This is a genomic window from Microbacterium paludicola, assembly GCF_039529675.1.
GTDB classification, from domain to species: domain Bacteria; phylum Actinomycetota; class Actinomycetes; order Actinomycetales; family Microbacteriaceae; genus Microbacterium; species Microbacterium paludicola.
In genome coordinates this window covers 16389-33796 of record NZ_BAAANG010000001.1, presented here as the reverse complement: position 1 = coordinate 33796, position 17408 = coordinate 16389, and the positions used below count along the sequence as shown (strand labels likewise).

Annotated in this window: 16 protein-coding genes; 11 read left to right on the top strand and 5 right to left on the bottom strand. The window is 69.5% G+C overall.

The features are described 5' to 3' along the window. Positions 1 to 74: 74 nt before the first annotated feature. The 3 genes from rpsR (at position 75) to dnaB (ending at position 2798) form a co-directional block, all read left to right on the top strand. Positions 75 to 329, top strand: coding sequence for a 30S ribosomal protein S18 (gene rpsR / locus ABD161_RS00155; protein ID WP_055987764.1), 255 nt, complete (start codon positions 75 to 77; stop codon positions 327 to 329). Positions 330 to 338: 9 nt separating this feature from the next. Next, the gene (gene rplI, locus ABD161_RS00150) at positions 339 to 794 is read left to right on the top strand and encodes a 50S ribosomal protein L9 (RefSeq protein ID WP_135114532.1); all 456 of its coding nucleotides are present in this window, start codon (positions 339 to 341) and stop codon (positions 792 to 794) included. A 660-nt stretch (positions 795 to 1454) separates the two neighbouring features. Then, on the top strand, positions 1455 to 2798 hold the full coding sequence (dnaB, locus tag ABD161_RS00145) for a replicative DNA helicase (protein WP_135114550.1): 1344 nt from the start codon (positions 1455 to 1457) through the stop codon (positions 2796 to 2798). A gap of 54 nt (positions 2799 to 2852) precedes the next feature. Here the strand turns inward: dnaB and ABD161_RS00140 are convergent, their stop codons facing one another. The 5 genes from ABD161_RS00140 to ABD161_RS00120 form a co-directional block, all read right to left on the bottom strand. Further along, complete coding sequence (locus tag ABD161_RS00140) at positions 2853 to 3920, bottom strand: methionine synthase (RefSeq protein ID WP_343998546.1); 1068 nt, start codon at positions 3918 to 3920, stop codon at positions 2853 to 2855. A gap of 31 nt (positions 3921 to 3951) precedes the next feature. After that, a complete protein-coding gene (locus ABD161_RS00135) occupies positions 3952 to 4941 on the bottom strand; it encodes a DUF1852 domain-containing protein (protein ID WP_343998544.1) in 990 nt (329 codons plus the stop codon). Positions 4942 to 5014: 73 nt separating this feature from the next. After that, positions 5015 to 5962, bottom strand: a complete 948-nt coding sequence (locus ABD161_RS00130) for a LysR family transcriptional regulator (RefSeq protein WP_343998542.1) — start codon at positions 5960 to 5962, stop codon at positions 5015 to 5017. Between the two features lie 116 nt (positions 5963 to 6078). Continuing rightward, positions 6079 to 6501, bottom strand: a complete 423-nt coding sequence (locus tag ABD161_RS00125; RefSeq protein ID WP_343998541.1) for a hypothetical protein — start codon at positions 6499 to 6501, stop codon at positions 6079 to 6081. A 125-nt stretch (positions 6502 to 6626) separates the two neighbouring features. After that, positions 6627 to 8057 carry an HNH endonuclease signature motif containing protein gene (locus ABD161_RS00120; protein ID WP_343998539.1) on the bottom strand — a complete coding sequence of 477 codons (1431 nt, stop codon included), beginning with the start codon at positions 8055 to 8057 and terminating at the stop codon, positions 6627 to 6629. A 218-nt stretch (positions 8058 to 8275) separates the two neighbouring features. Here ABD161_RS00120 and ABD161_RS00115 point away from each other — a divergent pair, with 218 nt between their 5' ends. The 8 genes from ABD161_RS00115 to ABD161_RS00080 all read left to right on the top strand — a co-directional run bounded on the left by ABD161_RS00115 (position 8276) and on the right by ABD161_RS00080 (position 17254). Next, positions 8276 to 9577, top strand: coding sequence for an ABC transporter substrate-binding protein (locus tag ABD161_RS00115; RefSeq protein WP_343998537.1), 1302 nt, complete (start codon positions 8276 to 8278; stop codon positions 9575 to 9577). 8 nt (positions 9578 to 9585) lie between these two features. Continuing rightward, positions 9586 to 10470 (top strand): carbohydrate ABC transporter permease, encoded by an 885-nt coding sequence (locus ABD161_RS00110; protein WP_343999097.1) that lies wholly within the window; start codon positions 9586 to 9588, stop codon positions 10468 to 10470. Continuing rightward, complete coding sequence (locus ABD161_RS00105; RefSeq protein ID WP_343998534.1) at positions 10470 to 11357, top strand: carbohydrate ABC transporter permease; 888 nt, start codon at positions 10470 to 10472, stop codon at positions 11355 to 11357. The genes ABD161_RS00110 and ABD161_RS00105 overlap by 1 nt, the downstream gene beginning before the upstream one ends. Positions 11358 to 11409: 52 nt before the next feature. Next, a complete protein-coding gene (locus ABD161_RS00100) occupies positions 11410 to 13086 on the top strand; it encodes a glycoside hydrolase family 13 protein (protein WP_343998532.1) in 1677 nt (558 codons plus the stop codon). Between the two features lie 194 nt (positions 13087 to 13280). Then, the gene (locus ABD161_RS00095; RefSeq protein WP_343998530.1) at positions 13281 to 13955 is read left to right on the top strand and encodes a DedA family protein; all 675 of its coding nucleotides are present in this window, start codon (positions 13281 to 13283) and stop codon (positions 13953 to 13955) included. After that, complete coding sequence (locus ABD161_RS00090; protein WP_343998528.1) at positions 13946 to 15145, top strand: sensor histidine kinase; 1200 nt, start codon at positions 13946 to 13948, stop codon at positions 15143 to 15145. The genes ABD161_RS00095 and ABD161_RS00090 overlap by 10 nt, the downstream gene beginning before the upstream one ends. Next, entirely contained in the window at positions 15142 to 15813 is a 672-nt protein-coding gene (locus ABD161_RS00085; RefSeq protein WP_343998526.1) for a response regulator, read from the top strand. The genes ABD161_RS00090 and ABD161_RS00085 overlap by 4 nt, the downstream gene beginning before the upstream one ends. A 109-nt stretch (positions 15814 to 15922) precedes the next feature. Further along, a complete protein-coding gene (locus tag ABD161_RS00080; RefSeq protein ID WP_343998524.1) occupies positions 15923 to 17254 on the top strand; it encodes an acyltransferase family protein in 1332 nt (443 codons plus the stop codon). Positions 17255 to 17408 lie beyond the last annotated feature (154 nt).

The window sequence follows — 17408 nt, the reverse complement described above, 5'->3', positions numbered from 1 at the left end:
GACCCGCTCTCCGCTCACTCGGTCGTCGAGCGAGCGAAGCGAGTCGAAACGCAGAAACCATCAAAGGAAGCACAATGGCTGGAAAGTCGAGCGGCGACCGCCGCAAGCCGCGGAAGGGCGCGAAGAACGCCGCTCCCGCGAAGTCGATCCGGGTCGGCCTCATCGATTACAAGGATGTCGCCACCCTTCGCAAGTTCATCTCGGAGCGCGGCAAGATCCGCGCCCGTCGTATCACCGGTGTGTCGGTGCAGGAGCAGCGTCTGATCGCGAAGGCGATCAAGAACGCGCGCGAGATGGCGCTCCTGCCCTACGCCGGCGCTGGCCGCTAAGGAGCACTCATGGCAAAGCTGATTCTCACTTCTGAGGTCGACGGCCTGGGTTCCGCCGGTGACGTCGTCGAGGTCAAGGACGGGTACGCCCGCAACTACCTCATCCCCCAGGGCTTCGCCACCGCGTGGACGCGCGGCGGCGAGAAGCAGGTCGCGTCGATCCGTGCCGCTCGCGAGGCTCGCGCCATCGCGACGCACGACGAGGCCGTCGCCCTGAAGAACACCATCGAGGCCGCCAAGGTCAAGCTCGCCGTCAAGGCGGGCGCCGAGGGTCGCCTCTTCGGCTCGGTCAAGACCGGGGACATCGCCGACGCGGTGTCCGCTGCCGGCCTCGGCTCGCTGGACAAGCGCAAGATCACCATCCCCGCCGCCATCAAGACGGTGGGCGACCACGAGGCCGTCGTGCGTCTGCACGACGACGTCACCGCAGTCATCGCGCTGCAGGTCGTCGCGCTCAAGAAGTAAGCGTCTCCCCGACGCTGTCGAAGCGGGGCGGATCCTTCTGGATCCGCCCCGCTTTCGTCGTGCGTGGGGTGCGGGCGTCGCTCAGACGGCGGGTGCGACCTCGGCGGCTGTGCGGTGGCGTGGCCTGCCCGTCGGGCATGCCGGCGGTACCCGGGGATGTGCTCCGGCACAGGGGCATCCGGACATTCTTTGTGGTCATATCCCGTTCACCGGCCCTTGACATATCGGGTCGCGGGGGTGCGAGATCCCCCCGGAGTTCTTCACACCCACGGCGCGTCGCGCGAACCTTCAAGCGCTTGTTTAATCACAACGTCATCCACAGGCTGTGGGAATCCGAAATGCCTGGTCAGGTGCGAAATAAAACATTGAAGCCGTCGGGCGCGTCGCGTTTCTCCACAGACGGTTTCCACACCCGTGTCGGCGGTTTCCGCAGTGTCTCCACAGAGTTATCCACAGGCGGGTTTGCTTGGGGAGAATGGCGACCCTACGGTGAACGGGCGGATGTCGGAGGCCTCTGCTTACCTTGCCGGGCGGGTCTGATCCGGCCCACCCCGTTCCCCGTCTGAGGTCGGATCGTCAGCGCGGATGCGTGCCCGAACCCGCGTCCCGAGCAGCAGGAAGGAAGTCCACGTGTCGATCGCCGATATCACCGACGAGCGGATGGGCGGCCGCCGCGAGCACGAGCGCACGCCCCCTCACGACCTCCTCGCCGAGCAGTCGACGCTCGGCGGCATGCTGCTGTCGAAGGACGCCGTCGCCGATGTCATCGAGTCGCTGCGGGGAAACGACTTCTACATCCCCAAGCACGAGCTCATCTTCGAGGCAGTGCTGTCGCTGTACTCCCACGGCGAGCCGACCGACGTCGTCGCCGTCACCGACGAGCTGATCAAGACCGGCGACCTGCAGCGGGCCGGCGGCGCCGACTACCTCCACTCGCTCACGTCGATCGTTCCGACCGCGGCGAACGCGGGCTACTACGCGAACATCGTCGCCGAGCGCGCGCTGCTGCGCCGCCTTGTCGAGGCCGGCACGCGCATCGTGCAGATGGGGTATTCGGGCGAGGGCGAGGCGGTCGATCTCGTCAACAACGCGCAGGCCGAGATCTACAGCGTCACGGGCAGCGAGCGCACCGAGGACTACGTGCCGCTGTCGATCGCGGTCGACGCGGCGATGGAGGAGATCGAGGCCGCGGGCGGCCGAGACGGCGGCATGACCGGCGTTCCCACCGGCTTCGGCGAGCTCGACGAACTCACGAACGGCCTTCACGGCGGGCAGATGATCGTCGTCGCCGCCCGACCCGCCATGGGAAAGTCGACTCTCGCGCTCGACTTCGCGCGCGCCGCCGCGATCAAGCACAACATGCCCGCCGTGTTCTTCTCGCTCGAGATGGGCAAGGCCGAGATCGCGATGCGTCTCCTCAGCGCCGAGGGGGCGATCCCGCTGCAGAACATCCGCAAGGGAACCCTCGACTCCCGTGACTGGACGAACATCGCCCAGACGCGCGGCCGCATCCATGAGGCGCCGCTGTTCATCGACGACAGCCCGAACATGACCCTGGTGGAGATCCGCGCGAAGTGCCGCCGGCTCAAGCAGCGCGCCGGCCTGAAGATGGTCATCATCGACTACCTCCAGCTCATGACGAGCGGCAAGAAGGTCGAGTCGCGTCAGCAGGAGGTCAGCGAGTTCTCGCGCGCGCTGAAGCTGCTCGCGAAGGAGCTGCAGGTGCCGGTCATCGCGCTGTCGCAGCTGAACCGTGGCTCCGAGCAGCGCACCGACAAGCGCCCCCAGGTCAGCGACCTGCGTGAGTCGGGATCGATCGAGCAGGACGCCGACATGGTGATCCTGCTTCACCGCGACTCGGTCTACGACAAGGACACCCGCCCCGGCGAGGCCGATCTGATCGTCGCCAAGCACCGAAACGGCCCCACCGCGACGATCGAGGTCGCCTTCCAGGGCCACTTCTCGCGCTTCGCCGATATGGCCCCGGTCAACGACTTCCAGTGACGACGAGGCGGTGTCCGCTCGGGCGTCGCGGTCCAGGCACGCGTCCTCGGGACCTCAGACGTGCTGGCCGACCGTCGAATCGAGGGAGGCGCTCGTTCGCGCCAGCTCAGCCCTGACGATCGCCGCTCCGGCGGAGAGGGCGGCCATCTTCTCGCGCGCGACCGTGCGCGGCAGGGGCGCCATGCCGCAGTTCGTGCTCGCGATCAGCTTGTCCGCGTCGACGAACCGCAGCACGTCGCGGAGCGTGGCGGCGACCTCCTCTGCGGTCTCGATCTCGTTCGTCGCGACGTCGATGGCGCCGACCATCACCCTCTTCCCGCGCAGCAGCTCGATGAGATCGACGGGCACGCGGGAGTTGTGGCGCTCGAGGGAGACCGTGTCGATCGACGAGCGCTGCAGGAGCGGGAACGATTCCTCGTACTGGCGCCACTCGGATCCGAGCGTCGCCTTCCAGTCGGTGTTGGCCTTGATCCCGTAGCCGTAGCAGATGTGCACGACGGTCTCGGCACGCAGCCCTTCGGCGGCGAGCTCGAGCACCTCGACGCCCCACTCCCTGACGTCGTCGAAGAACACGTTGAACGCGGGCTCATCGAACTGGATGATGTCGACGCCCGCCGCCTCGAGCTCCTTCGCCTCCTGGTTCAGGATCTTCGCGAACTCGCGCGCGAGCTTCTCCCGGCTGCCGTAGTGCTTGTCCGCCAGCGTGTCGATCATGGTCATCGGGCCGGGGAGCGCCCATTTGATCGGCTGGTTCGTCTCCGCGCGCAGCGCCCGCGCATCCTCCACGAAGACCGGCCTCTCACGACTCACCGCGCCCACGACCGTGGGCACGCTCGCGTCGTAGCGGTCGCGGATCCGCACCGTCTCGCGATGCTCGAAGTCGACGCCGCGCAGGTGCTCGATGAACGTCGTGACGAAGTGCTGCCGGGTCTGCTCGCCGTCCGCGATGATGTCGAGGCCCGCCAGGCGCTGTTCGTCAGCCGCCAGCGCCAGCGCGTCGTGCTTGCCTTCGACGAGGGCCGCGCCCTCGAGCCTCCACGGAGACCAGAGCTTCTCGGGCTCCGCGAGCCAGGCGGGCTTCGGCAGGCTGCCGACGATGGCGGTGGGCAGAAGGGAGTTCATCGATGTGTCTTTCGTGTCTCTGGCGGCCAGGTCAGTGGGCCGCGGCCCACTCGTCGAGCACGCGCCGATAGGGCGTCATGAACTGCTCGTCGGTGAGCCGGCCCTGCGTGACGGCGAGCTGGCTGCGCTCCTCGCGGTCGTATGCGATGCCCGTCACCGAGTGATCCTGATCCTGCAGGCTCGGCCGGTACACGTGGCCGGCCGCGGAGTTGGCGTTGTAGATCTCGGGGCGGTAGATCTTCTGGAACGCCTCCATCGTGCTGATGGTGCCGATGAGCGCCAGGTCGGAGTAGTCGTTGAGAAGGTCGCCCCGGTGGTAGAACGCCAGCGGCGCGACCGACCCGCGGGGCATGAAGTAGCGCACCTGCAGGCCCATCCGTGCGAAGTACTCGTCGGTCAGCGAGAACGCGTCCTGCTGGTACTCCACGCCCAGCACCGGGTGGCGGTTGTCGAGCCGCGTGTACGTCCGGCTCGTCGACACGCTGATGCAGATCACCGGCGGCTGGGAGAAGCGCTCGCGGTACGCGTCCGAGGCGAGGAAGTGCTGGAAGAGCTTGCCGTGCAGATCGCCGAAGTCGCTCGGGATTCCGGCGGCGCCGCTCGCCTTGTGCGCGGGCAGCACCACGCTGAAGTCGTAGTCGCGCACGTAGGACGAGAAATTGTTGCCCGCGATGCCGGGGATGCGCCGTCCGGTCGACTTGTCGAGGATCTGCACGTCCAGGATCTCGATGAGGGGGAAGCCGGGGCCGCCGTTCTCTGCATCGAGGTGAAGGTCGACGGAGACGATCTCGAGCTCGACGGTGTACCGGTCTCGCTCCGGGTTGTCCCAGTCGGCGAGGTCGTTGAAGCGGCGGTCGATCATCGTCAGCGCACCGCGGAGGTTCTCGCGCCGGTTCTCGCCGCGGGCGAGGTTGGCGAAGTTCGTGGTGATCCGCGAGCCGGACGACGGGGAGTACTCCTCGTCGAAGCGGGTGGTTCGGATGCGGAACGTGAGCTCGGTCGCCGCCGTGTAGGTCGTCATGGTGATCCGAGCGTAGGCAGCGATGCGGGTTATAGCCCCATCGGGATGTTTAGCAGCGTCATATAGCCTGCCCCTATGCGATCAGCTCCACGCCGAAGCCCGCGACGACCTCGCGCATCTCGGCGACGAAGCGCTCCGCCTGCCCCGTGAGCGGGATCGACGTGTGCCCGATCCAGCCGATCTCGATGCGCTCGTCGACATCGAGCGGCACGGCGACGATCGACGGGTCCAGGTCGTCGGAGATGATCCCGGTGGAGATCGTGTAGCCGCCGAGGCCGATCATCAGGTTGAAGATCGTGGCCCGGTCGCTGACGCGGATGTCCTGCTTCGACGACCGGGTGGAGAGGATCTCCTCGGCGAAGTAGAACGAGTTGTTCGCCCCCTGGTCGAAGGTGAGCCGCGGCAGCTCCTCCAGGTCGTCGAGCGTCACCCGCTCGCGGCCCGCAAGCGGGTTCGTCCGGGCGACGAAGATGTGCGGGGTCGCGAGGAACAGTGGGGTGAAGCCGAGTCCGGCCTCCCGGAGCAGTTTGTCGACGACCTTCCGGTTGAAGTCGTTGCGGTAGAGGATCCCGATCTCGCTGCGCAGGGTGCGGACGTCCTCGATGATGTCCCAGGTGCGGGTCTCGCGCAGGCTGAACTCGTACTCCGCGGCCCCGGATGCCTTCACCATCCGCACGAACGCGTCGACGACGAACGAGTAGTGCTGCGCGGAGACACCCAGGAGTCGTCGCGACGGCGGGCGCCCGAGATAGCGCTGCTCGAGCAGCTCGGCCTGCTCGACGACCTGGCGGGCGTAGCCGAGGAACTCGGTGCCGTCCGTCGTGAGGGTGATGCCGCGGGTCGAGCGCGTGAAGAGGGCGCGTCCCGCCCGCCGCTCGAGATCCTTCATCGCGGCGGACATCGTCGGCTGGGAGACGTACAGCAGGTCGGCCGCGGCGGAGATGGATCCCTCGGCCGCGACCTCGATGAAGTACCTCAGCTGCTGCAAGGTGATGCCGTTCCCCGCCCCGCCTCGTGCCATAGCCACACGCTATCCCGGTGACCGAAGATCACGGTGCCGGTTGCCTGGGTGGCGGTCGTGCGGGCGCATCTGACCGCGCGGGCCGGGCGGTCAGCGCGGAGGCCGGCGCGGCGCAGTCAGTCGCCCTCCCCGCTGTTCTGCACCTCCACGGTGAAGGAGCGAAGGTCGCGACCCACGTCGAACGTGAACGTGCGCGGGGCCAAGTCGGCCGTGCAGAACTCCGCCTGCCAGGAGCTGATCGTGAGGATGACGAGCTGCTCGTCTGGCCGGACATCGGTGATCTCGGGGACCGCGGGACAGCTGGATGATCCTGTCGTGATAACGGTGAGGATCTCGGACGCCGCGTACGCCTGCACCGCGGCGGGAAGCGCCGGCGAATCCTCGTACCCGGCGACGTCGAGTCTCGAACCGGGTGCAGGCGAGGCGCCCGGCGTCCCGGGGAGCTGGCCGCCCGAAGGGGCGCAACCCGTGAGCAGGAGCGCCGTGGCAGTCACGGCGGCAACCGAGCGGAGCGCTCCGGTCAAGGGATAGCGCGCCATGTGGCGGAGCATACCGAGAGTGCTGCTTCAGCGCCGGGGGGCGTCGTGGCGGCCTTCAGCCGTGCCTAGGTCGGCGCGTTTCGACTCGCTTCGCTCGCTCAACGAGCAGGAGGGGGCGGGCCCGCTCAACGAGCAGGAGCGCGAGGTGGCGCAGGGGACCGCGGGCGTCGGCGGGTGATGGCGTTGGGGGCGGGGCGGTAGTGGCCGCGGGGGTCGATCCAGGGTGGTGCTTTGGTCTCGACGATGCCGCGGGTGATCCGGATGCCCCAGCCGGATCGTTCGAGGTTGTGGTGGTGCCACCAGCAGAGCATCACGCCGTTGTCGGTGTGGGTGGGGCCGCCCTTGGCGTGATCGGTGACGTGGTGGATTTCGCACCAGGACGCCCGGATGCTGCAGCCGGGGATGACGCAGCCGCCGTCGCGGGCGGCGATGGCCTTGCGCTGGTGGGTGTTGAACAGGCGTTCCTTGGTGCCGAGGCGGACGATGCGTCCGGCGTTGTCGAAGACGATCTTCTGCACTGCTCCGGTGCAGGCGATCCGGTGGGCGAGGCTCGCCGGCACGGGGGTCTGGATGCCGTCGATCGACGCGACGCCGGTCGGGGAGAGGAGGTCCTCCGCCGCGACGTGGACGAGCAGTGTGGGGGCCGCGCCGCCGAGGGAGGGGGTGTCCTCGGCGCGGGCGGCGGTCTGGATGGCGGAGTGGAGGATGTCGTGCCGCTTCTGTGCCGGGGTGCGGTCGTCGGGGACGGTCTCGTCCGGGCCCCAGGGTTCGCCTGCCTCGGTGTCGGCGGGGTGGGTGCCGAACCGGACGGCGGGGTTGCTGTGCGCATCGAACAGCATCTGCAGTGTGCCGGCCGCTTCCGGGGTGACGTCGCCGCGCACCGGGTGGAGGCCGTTGCGGAGGGCGCCGATGGTGAACCCGCGGCGCTTCGCGGCTTCCTCGGCGGACGGCTCGAGACCGTCCTGATCGAGTGACAGCCCGATGGCGAGCACCTGTGCTCTCACCTCGTCGAACGTGCGCGCCGGCTCGTGACCTGTGGCCTCGGCGACGAGCCACGCTTCGCTGTCTGCAAGGGCGACGGGATCGGCACGGTGCTCCACCGTGGTCAGCATCGTCCCGATCAGCCCGGCCGTCTCGAGGCCGATCGCCCCGTCCTGAAGCGCCGCGGCGATCGCGGGCTGCTTCGCCGGCAGCTCCTCGCCGGTGAGGGCGAACCGCGGCTGCGTGCGCGTGTCGAGTCGCACCCGCGAGCGCACGGTCCTGGTCGAGGCGCCGGTGAGCCGCTCGAGCAGCTCGGTCCCATTGCGGCAGCCGTGCTGCGCGGACAGCCGCTCCTTCACCATCAGGTCGGAGCGGGCGTCGACCTCGCCGGCCGCGCGCACGCGCAGGGCATCCACGACCCGGCCGAGGCCCTCCGACTCTCGGGTGAACGCGACGAGATCCGCATCCGGCAGCCCGCCGACCTGACCGAACGCTCCCTCGAGGGCGGCGAGCGCGGCGGCGACCGCCTCGCGAGGATCGCGAGACGGGTCTTCGAACCACGGGGTCGCCGCCATGATCCAATGATAGTGCAAAGGTACGACAAAGGGAAGAGCGCCGAGGCCGCGAAATCGAACAAAGATCCGAAGTGGCCATAAGAACACCGCCCTTGCCACGCCCACGTCGCCCGTGTCAACGGTCTTGCCGACGCGGATCGCCGCGAGCAGAGTCGAACTCGACGGCCAGCAGCTCCACCCGGCACGGCCGCCGGGCGATACGCGGCGAAGGGGACGATGTGTCTTCGAGATCCACTCGATTCATCCGTGCGGCGGCAGCGGCTGCCGTGCTCGCCCTGAGCGGCGCGCTGCTCGCGGGATGCTCGGCCGACGGGCGCGAGACCATCCGGTTCGCCTTCAGCAAGCGCGAGGCCCTCGACTTCATGAACGAGCTCGTCGCCGAGTACAACGGCTCGCAGGATCGCGTCCGCGTCGAGATGGACACCTCGGGCATCGACGTCGTGTCGGCGAGCTTCGTGCGGGGGAACCCGCCCGACATCATGCTGTCCAACTACAACTACGAGACCGCGCGCTACGTTCAGCGCTGCGCGCTCATCGACCTGTCCGACACCGAGGCGGCCGCGAACAGCCGCGAGGATCTCGAGCCGCTGATGGCCCAGTACGGATCGTGCGAGGGACGTACGAGCGCCATCCCGTACTCGGTGATGGCGGCATCCGTCATCTACAACAAGGAGATCTTCGCCGAGCACGACATCGAGGTCCCGCAGACCTGGGACGAGCTGCTGGCAGCCTGCGACGCGCTCGAGCAGGCGGGCGTCACCCCGATCTACGGCACGTTCAAGGACGACTGGACGGTGGGCCAGGGCTGGTACGACTACGCGATCGGCGGCTCGCTCGACGTCATCGACTTCTTCGACCGCCTCGCCGCGCAGGGAACCGAGGTCGGGCCCGACTCCGAGGTCTCGTTCCAGAAGGACTTCGCCGAGCCGATCGACCGGATGATGCAGCTCACCGAGTACACAAACGACGATGCGCGCAGTCGCGCATACGGCGACGGCAACCTCGCGTTCGCGCAGGGAGCGGCGGCGATGTACCTGCAGGGCCCGTGGGCGTTCGCCGAGATCGCGAAGACCTCCGAGGACGTCGATCTCGGCACCTTCCCGCTGCCGATGACGGACGATCCGGATGACCTCGCGGTGCGGGTCAACATGGACCTCGCGGCGATGATCCCGGCCGAGTCGCAGCACCAGGATGCGGCCCGCGACTTCCTCGAGTTCCTGTTCGAGCCCGACAACATCGAGGCCTACAACGCCTCGCAGCTCGGCTTCACGCCGACGAAGGACGCGCCGCCGCCGGACGATCCGCGGATCGAGGGGATGATCCCCTATTACAACGAGGGTCGGATCTATCAGGGGGCATCCGTGCTCATGCCCCGCACCATCCCGGTCAACAACTACGCGCAGGCGATGGTGCTCGGATCCGACATCGACCGGATGCTGCGGACGCTCGATGCCGACTGGGCGCGCGTGGCGTTCCGTGCGCCCGCGCCGCGGACCGAGGCGGAAGGGGCGGACAAGTGACCCAGTCGATGGTGACCGGCGCCACGCGCGGAGGCAAGCGCCGCGTCGAACCGATCTACTACCTGTTCCTGCTGCCGAGCCTCGTGCTGTTCTCCCTCGCCATCACGGTGCCGGGCGTCATCGGCATCTTCTTCAGCTTCACCGACTCGATCGGCATCGGCGAGTGGAGCTTCAACGGGCTGACGAACTACATCGCGCTGTTCAGCGATCCGGCGGTGCTGCAGAGCTACCTCTTCACTTTCGGCTTCTCGATCGCGACAGTGATCGTCGTGAACGTCGTGGCGTTCCTGCTCGCCGTCGGACTGACCTCGCGGATCCGGATGAAGACGGGCCTGCGGACGATCTTCGTGATCCCGATGGTGATCTCGGGCATCATCATCGCCTACGTCTTCAGCTTCCTGTTCTCGAACTCGCTCCCCGCGGCGGGCGCGGCGATGGGCATCCCCTGGCTGTCGGAGAGCCTGCTCGCGAATCCGGATCTCGCCTGGGTCGCGATCGTGATCGTGACCGCGTGGCAGGCGGTTCCCGGGACGCTGCTGATCTACATCGCGGGCCTGCTCTCCATCCCCGGCGAGGTGTACGAGGCCGCGGACATCGACGGGGCGGGGAAGGCGCAGCAGCTGCTGCGCATCACGGTGCCCCTCGTCGCCGGCTACGTGGTGATCAATGTGATCCTGGGCTTCAAGAACTTCCTGAACGCCTACGACATCATCGTCGGCCTCACCGGCGGCGGCCCCGGCACCGCGACCCGCAGCGTCGCGATGACGATCGTGCAGGGCTTCTACGGTGGCGACTACGCCTACCAGATGGCGAACGCCACGATCTTCTTCATCGTGGCCGTGCTGATCTCCCTCCTCCAGCTCTCGCTGACGCGCGGAAGGAATGCGTTCTGATGTCCGCCCCCACCTCGACCACGCCGCAGGGCCCGACCACGCGCGACATCGCGACGCACACACGAGCGGAGCGCGTCAACTGGCCGGGCACCATCCTGCTCATCCTGTGCAGCGTGACGGTGCTGCTGCCCCTCTACGTGACGATCAGCATGGCGTTCAAGACGACAGGGCAGGCCGTCGACGGCAACGCCTTCTCGCTCCCGGCGCCCTTCAGCATCGACGGATTCGTGCAGGCCTGGAACCTCACGAAGTTCCCCGTGGGAGCCGGGATCTCGCTGTTCGTCACCGCCGGCACGGTGGCGCTGACCATCCTGCTCGCCGCGTTCGCGTCCTACGCGATCGTCCGCAACTGGGATCGCCGCCTGTTCCGCTACTCGTTCTTCTACCTGCTGGCGGCGATGTTCATCCCGTTCCCCGTGGTCGCGCTTCCGCAGATCCAGCTGACGGGGCGCGTGGGGCTCGACAACCCGCTCGGGGTGGTGATCCTCGCCACGATGTTCCAGCTGAGCTTCAGCGTGCTGCTGTTCACGGCGTTCCTGCGGTCGATCCCGATCGAGCTCGAGGAGAGCGCGCGGATCGACGGGGCGACCACGTGGCAGACGTTCTGGCGGCTGATCTTCCCGCTGCTCGCGCCGATGAGCGCCACCGTCGGCATCTTCGCGTTCCTGTACGCCTGGAACGACTTCATGATGCCGTCGCTGATCATCTCCGATCCGGCCTTGCAGACGCTGCCGGTTCGGCAGAACCTGTTCCAGAACCAGTTCAGCAACAACTACAACGTCGCGTTCGCCTCTTACCTGATGGCGATGGCACCCGCTATCGTCGCGTACCTGTTCACGCAGCGATGGGTGATGGAGGGTGTCACCCAGGGCGCGGTCAAGGGCTGAAGCGAACCCCCGATCCGCACTTCCGACCCAGACCGAAGGAGTCATCCGCTTCATGACCGACGTGCGTTCGACCGAGACCCCCGATGCGGATCAGGCGGCCACCTGGTGGCGTCACGCCGTCGTCTACCAGATCTACCCGCGCAGCTTCGCGGACGCGGACGGCGACGGGATCGGCGACCTCCCCGGCATCCTGTCCCGTGTCGACTACCTCGCCGCGCTCGGCATCGACGCGGTGTGGCTCAGCCCCTTCTATCCCTCGGCGCTCGCGGACGGCGGCTACGACGTCGCCGACTACCGCAACGTCGACCCCCGCCTCGGCACGCTCGATGACTTCGACGCCCTCGTCGCGGCACTGCACGCGCGGGGCATCAAGGTCATCGTCGACATCGTGCCGAACCACACCTCGGACGAGCACGAGTGGTTCGAGGAGGCGCTCGCCGCCGGGCGCGGATCGGCCGCGCGGGAGCGCTACATCTTCCGCGACGGCAAGGGGCCGGATGGATCCGAGCCGCCCACCGACTGGCTCTCGGTGTTCGGCGGGCCCGCGTGGCAGCAGGTGGAGGACGGCCAGTGGTACTTCCACCACTTCGCCAAGGAGCAGCCAGACCTCAACTGGGACAACCCGGAGGTGCGCGAGGACTTCCTGAAGACGCTGCGCTTCTGGTCTGACCGCGGGGTCGACGGCTTCCGGATCGACGTCGCCCACATGCTGACGAAGGACCTCACGGAGCCGCTGCCGACGCGCGAGGAGCTCACGCTGCTGCCGATCGACGGCAACCACCCGATCATCGACCGCGACGACGTGCACGAGATCTACGCCGAGTGGCGCGCGCTGTTCGACTCGTACGACCCGCCCCGCACGGCGGTCGCCGAGGCCTGGGTGCCGTCTCACCGCGTGCCGCGCTACGCGAGCCCCGAGAGCCTCGGCCAGGCGTTCAACTTCGACCTTCTCGAGGCCGACTTCGACGCCGCGCAGTTCCGGCGCATCGTGAGCGACAACCTCGCGCTCGCGGCCGAATCGGGCTCGTCGAGCACCTGGGTGCTGTCGAACCACGACGTCGTGCGCCACCCCACGCGCTACGGCCTGCCGCCGGCGCCGGCCGATTCGACCTCGCCCACCCGGCACGGCGGCGACTGGCTGATCAACGGCGGCGACGAGGCGCAGCTCGACCGGCCGGGGGGCCTGCGTCGCGCGAAGGCAGCGACGCTGTTCCTGCTCGCGCTTCCCGGTTCCGCGTACCTCTACCAGGGCGAGGAGCTCGGGCTTCACGAGGTCGCGGACATCCCCGAGGAGGAGCGTCAGGATCCGACCTTCTTCCGCACCGGGGGAGCGGAGATCGGGCGCGACGGATGTCGCGTGCCGCTGCCGTGGACGGCATCCGGTCCGTCGCTCGGGTTCGGCTCCAGCGGCGCGCATCTGCCGCAGCCCGGCTGGTTCCGCGACGTCGCCGTGGAGCTGCAGGACGCCGACCCCGCCTCCACTCTCTCGCTGTACCGCCGGGCGCTCGCCCTGCGTCACGAGCTGCAGACGGCCGAGCAGCTCGAGTGGATCGAGACGGGGCGCGACGACGTGCTGTGGTTCCGGCGGCCGAACGGCTGGCAGGTGGTCACGAACTTCGGCACGGATCCGTTCGACCTGCCGGCCGACGTCGAGGTCGTGCTCTCGAGCGACGGCGGCGACGGGGTCGTGCCCGGCGAGGCGACGGTCTGGATCGCGCCCGCTCGCTGAGCCCGGACCGGATGCCCCGCCCGCGGTCGGGGCATCCGGCCGGTCAGCTCAGGCGGCCGCCTCGGCGATGTCGGTCGTGACGCCGAGTTCGCGCGAGGCCTCGATGTCGGCCGCGGAAGATCCCTCCCAGGTATGACGCGGGTCGATACCCCCGGCCGATGTGGTGCCCGGGGGCCGAGACCTAGCTTCGACGGGTGGACAACCTCAACGAACTCATCCTGATGGCGACGGCGTCACCGTGGCTGCCCCTGGTCATGTTCGCCATCGCCATGCTCGACGGGTTCTTCCCGCCCATTCCGAGCGAGACGGTGCTCATCGCCGCGGCGGCCGTCGCGGTGACGACGGGCGCCGTGCCGACCGTGCTGCTGCTGTGCGTCCTCGCCGCGGCGGGCGCGATGATCGGCGACAACCTCGCCTACGCCGTCGGCCGCGCTGTGGGCGTCCGGCGGTGGGCATGGATGCGCAGGCCCCGCGTCGCGGCCATGATCGCGCGCGCCGGTGAAGGCCTCGACAGGCGCGGCGCGCCGCTGATCCTCGGCGCCCGGTACATCCCGGTCGGCCGCGTCGCGGTGAACATGACCGCGGGCGCCCTCCGCTACCCGCGCCGCCGCTTCGTCCCGCTGAGCGCGCTCGCCGCGGTGACGTGGGCCGCCTACTGTGCCGGCATCGGGTTGCTCGCCGGCCAGTGGCTGGAGGGCCAGCCCGTGCTGTCCGCGGCGATCGGCGTGGTGGTCGCGCTGGTGATCGGGCTCGTCATCGACCGCATCGCGGCGGCCCGCCGCGCACGCGCGCCGCGCGGCGCATCCGCCGACGAGGACGCATCCGCCCCGGTCGTGCGCGAATCGGCCACACTGGCAGGATGTCCGTGATCCAGCCCTGGCGCGAGCGCAGCCGCGGGGAGCGGGCGGCGCTCATCTGGCTCGCGATCGTCACGGTGGGGCTGTACTCGGTGCTCGTGCCGGTGCACGCGGTGCTGTACGGCGTGGCGCTGCCGGTGGCGATGCTGCTCGGCGCGGGAATGTGCGCGGCGCCGCTCGCCGCCCTCGTCTACCCGCGCGTCGCCATCGCCGTCTTCGCGGTCTCCGCGTTCCTGCTTCCCCTCGTCATCTCGCCCGATCGCGACCGGTTCTGGCCGTGGCCCTGGTCGGTGCCGGCCCTCATCGCGCTCGCGCTGTTCGTCCTCGTCGTCACCCTGCGACACGGCTGGCGCCTCGGCGTCCTCCCCCTGGCGATCGGAGTCGGCGGCTCGCTTGCCGCGCCGCTGATGCTCACCGAGGCGGCGAGCGCGAACGCCGCCGCGGCAGACCTCATCGTGACCGCCTCGATCGGCGCTGCGACGTACCTCGTCGCCGTGCTGGTGTCGGGCAGGATGCGCCTCAGCCGGCAGCTACGCCGCGAGCGCGAGCTGACGACGATCGAGCAGCAGCGCCGGGTGCTGATCGAGGAGCGCAGCCGCATCGCCCGCGACCTTCACGACGTCGTCGCGCACAGCCTCTCGGTCATCCAGGTGCAGTCGTCGACGGCGCGCTACCGCATCCCGGGGCTGGCCGACGAGGTCGCCGCGGAGTTCGAGGACATCGCCGCGACCGCGCGCGGCTCGCTCACCGAGATGCGCCGCCTGCTCGGCGTGCTGCGCACCGACGACCAGCAGCCGCAGCTCGCCCCGCGGCAGGGGATCGCCGACATCCCGGCTCTCGTCGAGAGCATCCGGCGCGCGGGCGTGCGGGTGGGGCTGTCGCTTATGCCCCCGTCGCGCGAACCGTCGGCCGCGGTGCAGATCACCGCGTACCGGATCGTGCAGGAGGCGCTGAGCAACGCCGTCCGCCACGCGCCGGGGGCGGGGATCGCCGTCACAGTGGGCGAGATCCCCGGCGCCCTCGTCATCCTGGTGAGCAACGACGCCGTCACCGTGTCGGCGGCGGATCCCGGATCCGGTCACGGCCTGCAGGGGATGCGCGAGCGCGTGGCGCTGGTCTCCGGCACCCTGTCTGCGGGCCCCGACCCCGACGGAGGGTGGAGAGTGGAGGCGACCCTGCCCCTCGAGGAGGAGCCGAGATGACAATCAGCGTGCTGATCGCCGACGACCAGGCGATGGTCCGCGCGGGTTTCGCCGCCCTGCTCGACGCGCACGAGGGGATCAAGGTCGCCGGCCAGGCGGCGAACGGACGCGAGGCGGTCGCGCTCTCGGCGCGGCTCGAGCCCGACGTGATCTTGATGGATGTGCGGATGCCCGAGCTCGACGGGATCGAGGCGACCCGCCGGATCCTCGGGCCCGACTACCCCGCCGCGCGCGTGCCGCGCATCCTGATGCTCACCACCTTCGACATCGACGACTACGTGTACGACGCGCTGCGGGCGGGAGCCAGCGGCTTCCTGCTGAAGGACGCGCTGCCGGATGAGCTCGTCAACGCCGTCAGGATCGTCGCCGCCGGCGACGCGCTACTCTCGCCGAGCGTCACCCGCAAGATGATCGCGCAGTTCGCGGCTCAGAAGCCGCGGGCGCCCCGCGCCGCGGCCGTGCTCTCCGAGCTCACCGAGCGCGAGCGCGAGGTGCTCGTGCTGATCGGGCAGGGGCGCTCGAACGGCGAGATCGCCGCGACGCTGTTCATCGCCGAGCAGACGGTCAAAACACACGTCGGCAAGATCCTCGCCAAGATCGGCGCGCGCGATCGGGTCCAGGCAGTGATCTTCGCGTACGACAGCGGCCTCGCCGAGCCGGCGTCCTGATCCATCCGTTCCGCTCATCCCGCCGTAGGGGGTGGGACGACACCGCCGTGTGATGTGCCGGCCGGCACCGCATTTCTAGCCTTCTCGCGAACCCACCGAGGAGGACCCGATGGCAATCATCCAGGCGCCGCCGCTGCGCACCGCCCCCGCCCCCGCAGGGCCGGCTCCCGCCGGCGAACGCGACGCGGGAATCGACCTGATCCGCGCGATGTGCGTCGCCCTCGTTGTGCTGCTCCACGCCCTCATGGTGGGCGTGACGGTGGATCCGGCGGGACCCGTGTTCGAGAACGCGGCCGACGGGGCCGCGTGGTTCCCGCCGCTCACCTGGGCCCTGCAGGTGATGCCGCTGTTCTTCGTGATCGGCGGGTTCTCGGGCGCGACGGCCTTCCGCCGCTTCCGCGCCCGGGGCGGCACCCGCGCAGAGTTCGTCGCCGGGCGCGTGCGCCGGCTGCTGCTTCCCGCCGTGGTCTCGATCGCCGCGGTCGCCGTCGCCCTCGCGGCCCTCACCTTCTCCGACGTCGCCCCCGAACTCGTCGAGATCGCCGGCTTCCGCTACGCGCAGCCGCTGTGGTTCCTCGGGGTGTACCTGCTGTGCCAGGCGCTGCTTCCCGTGCTGCATGCCGCGCACGAGCGCGCCCCGGGGCGGACGATCCTCGCGCTTGTCGCCGCCGCGGTCGCGGTCGACGGCCTCCGCGCCGTCAGCGGCGTCGAGGCGATCGGCTTCCTGAACCTCGCGTTACTGTGGCTCGCGCTGCAGCAGCTCGGGTTCCTGCTCGCCGACGGGCGGATCGACGCGCTCGCCCGGCGTGCGCGCGTCGCGGCGGCGACGGGAGCGGTCGCGCTGCTCGCGGCGCTCTTCCTCGCCGGCGTGTACTCCCCGGACCTCATCGCGAACCTCAACCCCCCGACCGCCGTGCTGCTGCTCGTCGGCGTCGCGCAGACCGCCGTGCTCTCCCTCATGCGTCACCGGATCGAGCGGTTCAGCGCGCGGAGGACCGCCGCGGCGTTCACGCGGTTCGTCACCGCGCGGACGATGACGATCTACCTCTGGCACATGCCGCTGCTTCTCGTCATGGCGGGAGCCTCCGTGCTCGCGTCGATGGCGACGGGGATCGCCCTTCCCGAGCCGTCGAGCGCCGGGTGGTGGGCGACGCGCCCGCTGTGGGTCGCGGTTGTGGTCGTCCTGACCGCGGGCGTCGCCGTGCTCCTCGCGGGGATCGAGCGTCACCGCACGCCGCCGGCCGTGGTATCGCACCGCCGGACGGTGCAGGCGGTGCTGCTGGGCCTGGCCGCCGTGGTGCTGCTGCTCGCCGCCGGGACGACCGTCGTCACCGCCGCGATCGCGAGCGGCGCGATCCTCTTCGCCCTTGTGCGCATCCGGCCCCTGCCCGGCGGCCGCTCAGTCGTCGGAGGTCACGCGCAGTCGTCGGACGCGCGGTGATGGTGTGGCCTGCTGAGGCTCGGGTGCCACACCCGTCACGCCGATCCGATGACTGAGCGGCCGCCCCGGCGACCCAGCTCATCCGGGACACGAAGGGGCCCGCGGTTCCGGAGAACCGCGGGCCCTTTCGCTGGCGGGTGGGGGAGGGGAGCCC

Bases quoted from the DNA above. Each gene is read 5' to 3' on its own strand.
- ABD161_RS00130 (WP_343998542.1), bottom strand. From the start codon at position 5,962: ATGGCACGAGGCGGGGCGGGGAACGGCATCACCTTGCAGCAGCTGAGG.
- ABD161_RS00135 (WP_343998544.1), bottom strand. From the start codon at position 4,941: ATGACGACCTACACGGCGGCGACCGAGCTCACGTTCCGCATCCGAACC.
- ABD161_RS00105 (WP_343998534.1), top strand. From the start codon at position 10,470: ATGTCCGCCCCCACCTCGACCACGCCGCAGGGCCCGACCACGCGCGAC.
- ABD161_RS00090 (WP_343998528.1), top strand. From the start codon at position 13,946: ATGTCCGTGATCCAGCCCTGGCGCGAGCGCAGCCGCGGGGAGCGGGCG.
- ABD161_RS00110 (WP_343999097.1), top strand. From the start codon at position 9,586: ATGGTGACCGGCGCCACGCGCGGAGGCAAGCGCCGCGTCGAACCGATC.
- rpsR (WP_055987764.1), top strand. From the start codon at position 75: ATGGCTGGAAAGTCGAGCGGCGACCGCCGCAAGCCGCGGAAGGGCGCG.
- dnaB (WP_135114550.1), top strand. From the start codon at position 1,455: ATGGGCGGCCGCCGCGAGCACGAGCGCACGCCCCCTCACGACCTCCTC.
- ABD161_RS00100 (WP_343998532.1), top strand. From the start codon at position 11,410: ATGACCGACGTGCGTTCGACCGAGACCCCCGATGCGGATCAGGCGGCC.
- ABD161_RS00085 (WP_343998526.1), top strand. From the start codon at position 15,142: ATGACAATCAGCGTGCTGATCGCCGACGACCAGGCGATGGTCCGCGCG.
- rplI (WP_135114532.1), top strand. From the start codon at position 339: ATGGCAAAGCTGATTCTCACTTCTGAGGTCGACGGCCTGGGTTCCGCC.
- ABD161_RS00120 (WP_343998539.1), bottom strand. From the start codon at position 8,057: ATGGCGGCGACCCCGTGGTTCGAAGACCCGTCTCGCGATCCTCGCGAG.
- ABD161_RS00140 (WP_343998546.1), bottom strand. From the start codon at position 3,920: ATGAACTCCCTTCTGCCCACCGCCATCGTCGGCAGCCTGCCGAAGCCC.
- ABD161_RS00080 (WP_343998524.1), top strand. From the start codon at position 15,923: ATGGCAATCATCCAGGCGCCGCCGCTGCGCACCGCCCCCGCCCCCGCA.
- ABD161_RS00125 (WP_343998541.1), bottom strand. From the start codon at position 6,501: ATGGCGCGCTATCCCTTGACCGGAGCGCTCCGCTCGGTTGCCGCCGTG.